The following is a 5,114-nucleotide window of genomic DNA, read 5'->3' on the forward strand; positions in this document are numbered from 1 at the left end:
GGGGCGGCCCACCCGGTCACCCTCGGGGCCGCCCCGCGGACGCCGGGGGGCCGCTCGTCGACCGTCCCGACCGGACGGACCCGTTCGGGAGAGCTAAGTCACACGGGCGGTGGGGCCGCGGGCGCCACGGCCCCACCGCCGCCGTCACGCCCGCTCGCGCGCCCTCAGGTCCTTGCGCAGGATCTTCCCGGACGCCGACTTCGGCACCGCGTCGATGAACTCCACCGCCCGCACCTTCTTGTGCGGCGCGACGCGCTCGGCCACGTAGGACATCACCCCGGCCGCGTCCAGCTCCGCGCCCGGCTGGCGCACCACGAACGCCTTCGGGATCTCCTCGCCGTCCGCGTCGCGCGCGCCGATGACCGCCGCGTCCGCGATGGCCGGGTGGGTCAGCAGCAGGGCCTCCAGCTCGGCGGGCGGCACCTGGTAGCCCTTGTACTTGATCAGCTCCTTGACCCGGTCGACGATCGACACGTGCCCGTTCGCGTCGATCTCCGCGACGTCGCCGGTGCGCAGCCAGCCGTCCTCGTCGAGGGTCGCGGCGGTGGCGTCCGGGTTGTTCAGGTAGCCCTTCATCACGTTCGGGCCCCGGCACCACAGCTCGCCGCGGTCGGTCACGTCCTCGCCGGTGGCCGGGTCGACCAGGCGGCACTCCATGTTCGGGATCGGCACGCCGACCGTCCCGATCGGCACGTCGGTGGCGTCCGGCGGGGTCGCGTGGCTGACCGGGCTCATCTCGGTCATGCCGTAGCCCTGCACGACCCGGCAGCCCAACCGGGCGGCGACCGCCTCGCCCAGCGCGGCGTCCAGCGGGGCCGCGCCGGAGAACACGGTGTCCACGGCGGACAGGTCGTACTGGTCGACCAGCGGGTGCTTGGCCAGCGCCACGGCGACCGGCGGGGCGATGTAGACCCGGTCGGTGCGGTGCTCGGCGATGACCCGCAGGAACTCCGGCAGGTCGAACCTCGGCATCGTCACCACCCGCGCGCCGACCGCGAGGGACATGTTCATCAGCACGTTCATCCCGTAGATGTGGAAGAACGGCAGCACCGCGAGCACCCGGTTGCCCGGCCCGAGGCCGAGCGCGGGCTCGCACTGGGCGACGTTGGCGACCAGGTTCCGGTGGGTGAGCATGACGCCCTTGGCCCGGCCGGTGGTGCCCGAGGAGTACGGCAGCACGGCCAGGTCCTCGGGACCCGCGAGGTCCTCGGGGGCCGGGTCCCGGCAGGCGAGCAGGTCGGCCGCGCTCGGGTAGCCCTCGGCGCCGTCCAGCACGACGACGTCGGCGACGCCGGCCTTCTCGGCGGCGGCGGCCGACTGCGGCAGCAGCGGCGACACGGTGAGCAGCAGCTTCGCGCCCGCGTCGGCGAGCTGGTGGGCGATCTCGTCGACCGTGTAGAGCGCGTTGACCGTGGTGACGGCGGCCCCGGCGCGCAGCACGCCGTGGAACGCGGTGGCGTAGGCGGGGGTGTTCGGGCTGATCAGCCCCACGACGTCGCCCCTGCCGACCCCGCGCGCGGCGAGCCCCGCGGCGAACCGCTCGACGGAGGCGGCGAGGGCGGCGTAGGTGGTCTCGGCGCCGGTCGCGCCGTCCACCAGCGCGACGCGGTCGGCGCGCTCGCCCAGGTCCTCGAACAGGTAGCGGTGCAGCGGGAGGTCCGGGACCACGACATCGGGGAGCGGACTGCGGAAGACCATGGGCGGTGCCTCATTCGCTCGGCGGCTTCGGCCGTCATGGTGATCCAAGCCACACTACCGGGTCAAGACACGCGGAGTGACGACTACGCCGTTACTTAACTCGGCTAATAACACTCGAACGGCGTAAAGGAAAGTCTTGTGGTGATCGCCGCCGATCTGCCAAGTTGGCAGGGCTCAAGCGGGTCGGCTCCCACGCACTCCGACGACCCGCCTGGGAAACCCGCGGTGCGCACTCCCCCCGTCGAACCGCGGGCCCGCTCGGACTGATCGGACTCCCCCCAGTCCTCGTCCGCACGCAGCGGGATCGACGCGGGGCGGCTTGAGCTACTGACTCCCCCTCTCTCCAAGCCGCCCCGCGCTCCCCGCCGATCACTCACGCGCAGTAGCGCCAACCGGGTGAACGCTCACTCCTTCGGTGGCACCTGGGCCTGTTCGGCGGCCTGCCCTCCCCGATCTTCGGGAAGATCACCTGCGGACGCCCCGGAACCCGCTTCGGGATCGACCCGGCCACCGCCCGCCACCCGACCGGACCCGCGCGCCACCGTCCGCAGCCCCCGCCCCCGCCGCCGCCGCAACGCCACCAGCGCGGTCACCGGGATCGCCAGCACGACCAGGAACGGCAGGGCGGCCCCCAGCGCGGCCAGCACGAACGCCAGCGCCACGACAAGCGCGTCCCAGCCGCCGCGCAGCGCGTCCAGGAACCCCGGAGGACCGTCGTCGGGCGCGGCCTTGCCCGGCTCGGTCCGCACCACCACGGTCACCGTGGACAGCGCGACGCGCCCCTTGAGCGACTCCAGCCGCCCCTGCAGCGACTCCAGCTCGGCCTGCCGCCGGGTCAGCTCGCCCTCGATCTGCGTGATCTCGGCGGTGCTGCCCGCCCGGTCCAACAGCGCCCTGATCCGCTCCACGGACGCCCGCTGCGCGGTCAGCCGCGCCTGCACGTCCACGACCTGCTCGGTGACGTCCTCGGTCCGCACCTCGCGCCGCTCCACCGAGGCCCCGTCCAGCCCGCCCAGCGCCCCCAGGAAGTCCTCGAACCGCTCCCCCGGCACCCGGACCACCGCCGTGCCCCGCTGGCCGGTGGAGCTCTCGCTGGCGACGAACCCGCCCCGCTCCCCGGCGGCGGCCTTGACCCGCGCCACCACGCCGTCGACGTCGCCGGACACCAGGTCCACGTCGGCCGTGCGCACCAGGTCCCGCCCGGACAGCACCTCGCCCGGCTGCTCGGGGGCCTGCTGCCCGCTCCCTGCCGAGTCCTGCCGGGCCGGGTCCCGCTGGGGCGCGATCTCCTGCGCGCCGCCCTCGTCCGGAGCCACCCTCGCGGGCGCCATCGCGGGCGTCCCGCCCCCGGAGCACCCGGCCAGCAGCCCCAGCGCCACCACGCCCACCACCACGACACGTCTCACCGCGACCCCTCCCTCGAACGCTGCCGGTGGGACGGTGCGGGGTGGGCGCGGCGTTGCCGCTAGCCGGTCACGAGTCGGACACGAGGTGCCGGAACGCGCTCAGGTTCGCCAGCGGCTCGCCCCGCGAGACCCGCCACGCCCACTCCCGCCGGATCGCCGAGGCGAACCCCAGCTCCAGCAGCGGGTTGAAGTCGCCGTCCGCGGCCTCCAGCACCTGCCCGAGCACCCGGTCCAGCTCGTCCGGCGTCACCGCGTGCCGCCCGACCCGCCCGACCAGGTAGACGTCGCCCTCGCCGTCGACCGTGTAGTGCACCCCGTACAGCCGGGCGTTGCGCCGCAGCAGGAACCGGTACACCTCCTCGAACGCCTCGTCCGGCCTGCGGCACACGAACGCCTCGACCAGCACGGCGTGCCGCCCCACCACCAGCCAGCAGTTGGTGCGCAGCTTCTTCGTCCCCGGCAGCTCCACGAAGAACCGCCCCGGCTCGGGGCTCTCGTAGGCCAGCCCCCGGTCGTCCAGGGTGGACCTGATGACGGCGTCCAGCTCGGCATCGGTCGGGCTCACGCGTAGACCTCCTCCCGGAACACGTCACGAGCCTGCTCGTACGCCGCGAGCAGCGATTCGGTCGTGCGGTCCCAGGAGAACCCTCGCGCATGGCCGACCGCGTTGCCCGCCAGCTCCTGCCGCAGCCCCGGCGCGAGGGCGATCCGGGACAGTGCGTCCGCCCAGTCCGCGGTCCGGTGCCCGGCCACCAGCAGCCCGGTCACCCCGTCGCGCACGGCCACCGGCAGCCCGCCGACGGCGGCGGCCACCACGGGCGTCCCGCACGCCTGCGCCTCCAGCGCCACCAGCCCGAACGACTCGTTGTGGCTGGGCACGGCGACCGCGTCGGCCGCCCGGTACACCCGCGCGAGCGAGCCACCGCCCTGCGGCGGCAGGAACCGCACCACGTCGGCCACGCCGAGCGAGCGCGCCAGCCCGACCAGCTCGTCGGGGGTGCGCATCCCGGACCCGGACGGCCCGCCGACGACCAGCACCACCAGCCGGGACCGCAGTCCGGGGTCGCGCTCCAGCAGGGCGGCGGTGGCGCGCACGAGCACGTCCGGCGCCTTCAGCGGCTGGATGCGCCCGACGAACGCGAGCACCAGCGCGTCGGGCGCCAGGCCCAGCGAGCGCCTGGCCTCGCCGCGGTCGCCGGGGGTGAACCGGTCGAGGTCGACGCCGGGCGGCACGACCAGCACCTTGGCCGGGTCGGCCGCGTACAGCCCGGTGAGCTGGTCGGCCTCCACGTCGGTGTTGGCGATCAGCCGGTCGGCCTCGGCGACCACCTGCTCCTCGCCGATGACCCGCATCCTCGGCTCGGGCGCGTCGGAGTCGGCCAGCGCCAGGTTCTTCACCTTGGCCAGGGTGTGCGCGGTGTGCACCAGCGGCACGCCCCAGCGCTCCCGCGCCAGCCAGCCGACCTGACCGGACAGCCAGTAGTGCGAGTGGACGACGTCGTAGTGGCCCGGCTCGTGGCGGGCCTCGGCGCGCAGCACGCCCGCGGTGAACGCGCACAGCTGGCCGGGCAGCTCCTCCTTCTCCAGCCCGGAGAAGGGCCCGGCGACCACGTGCCGCACCTGCACGCCCGGCGCCAGCTCCGCGACCGGGGGCAGCTCGGACGAGGTGGCCCTGGTGAAGATCTCCACCTCGACGCCGCGCCTGGCCATCGCGGTGGCGGTCTGCACCACGTAGACGTTCATGCCGCCCGCGTCGCCGGTCCCCGGCTGCTCCAGCGGCGACGTGTGCACCGACAGCACCGCGACCCGCTTCACCGGACCACCTCCGCGACGGACGCGACCGGGTTCGCTGCTGGCTCCCGACCGAGGACAGATGTCTCCACGACCATGACCAACGCCTTGAGGGCTGCTTGACTTCCCGGTTCGTGCGCACCGTCACAGGTCTGCCCGAAAAACCCGAGGGGCGCGCCCCCCCCCCCCGCGGGGGGGCCCCCCCCGCGGGGGCGGGCC

The 5,114-nt window shown here is 74.7% G+C and carries 4 protein-coding genes; all 4 read right to left on the minus strand.

Annotation, left to right across the window (positions count from 1 at the left end):
- Positions 1-144 precede the first annotated feature (144 nt).
- The 4 genes from ACTUAL_RS06160 to mshA all read right to left on the minus strand — a co-directional run bounded on the left by ACTUAL_RS06160 (position 145) and on the right by mshA (position 4,919).
- Positions 145-1,698, minus strand: a complete 1,554-nt coding sequence (locus ACTUAL_RS06160) for a 4-coumarate--CoA ligase family protein (RefSeq protein ID WP_096497244.1) — start codon at positions 1,696-1,698, stop codon at positions 145-147.
- A gap of 404 nt (positions 1,699-2,102) precedes the next feature.
- A complete protein-coding gene (locus ACTUAL_RS06165; protein ID WP_440899564.1) occupies positions 2,103-3,104 on the minus strand; it encodes a DUF4349 domain-containing protein in 1,002 nt (333 codons plus the stop codon).
- 67 nt (positions 3,105-3,171) lie between these two features.
- Complete coding sequence (locus ACTUAL_RS06170; protein ID WP_096497246.1) at positions 3,172-3,669, minus strand: YbjN domain-containing protein; 498 nt, start codon at positions 3,667-3,669, stop codon at positions 3,172-3,174.
- Positions 3,666-4,919 carry a D-inositol-3-phosphate glycosyltransferase gene (gene mshA / locus ACTUAL_RS06175; RefSeq protein ID WP_096497247.1) on the minus strand — a complete coding sequence of 418 codons (1,254 nt, stop codon included), beginning with the start codon at positions 4,917-4,919 and terminating at the stop codon, positions 3,666-3,668. The genes ACTUAL_RS06170 and mshA overlap by 4 nt, the downstream gene beginning before the upstream one ends.
- Positions 4,920-5,114 lie beyond the last annotated feature (195 nt).

This window comes from Actinosynnema sp., assembly GCF_052038725.1.

What these genes read in the sequence shown, in the direction of transcription:
- ACTUAL_RS06160 (WP_096497244.1), bottom strand. Translation starts at nt 1,698, where the DNA reads ATGGTCTTCCGCAGTCCGCTCCCCGATGTCGTGGTCCCGGACCTCCCG.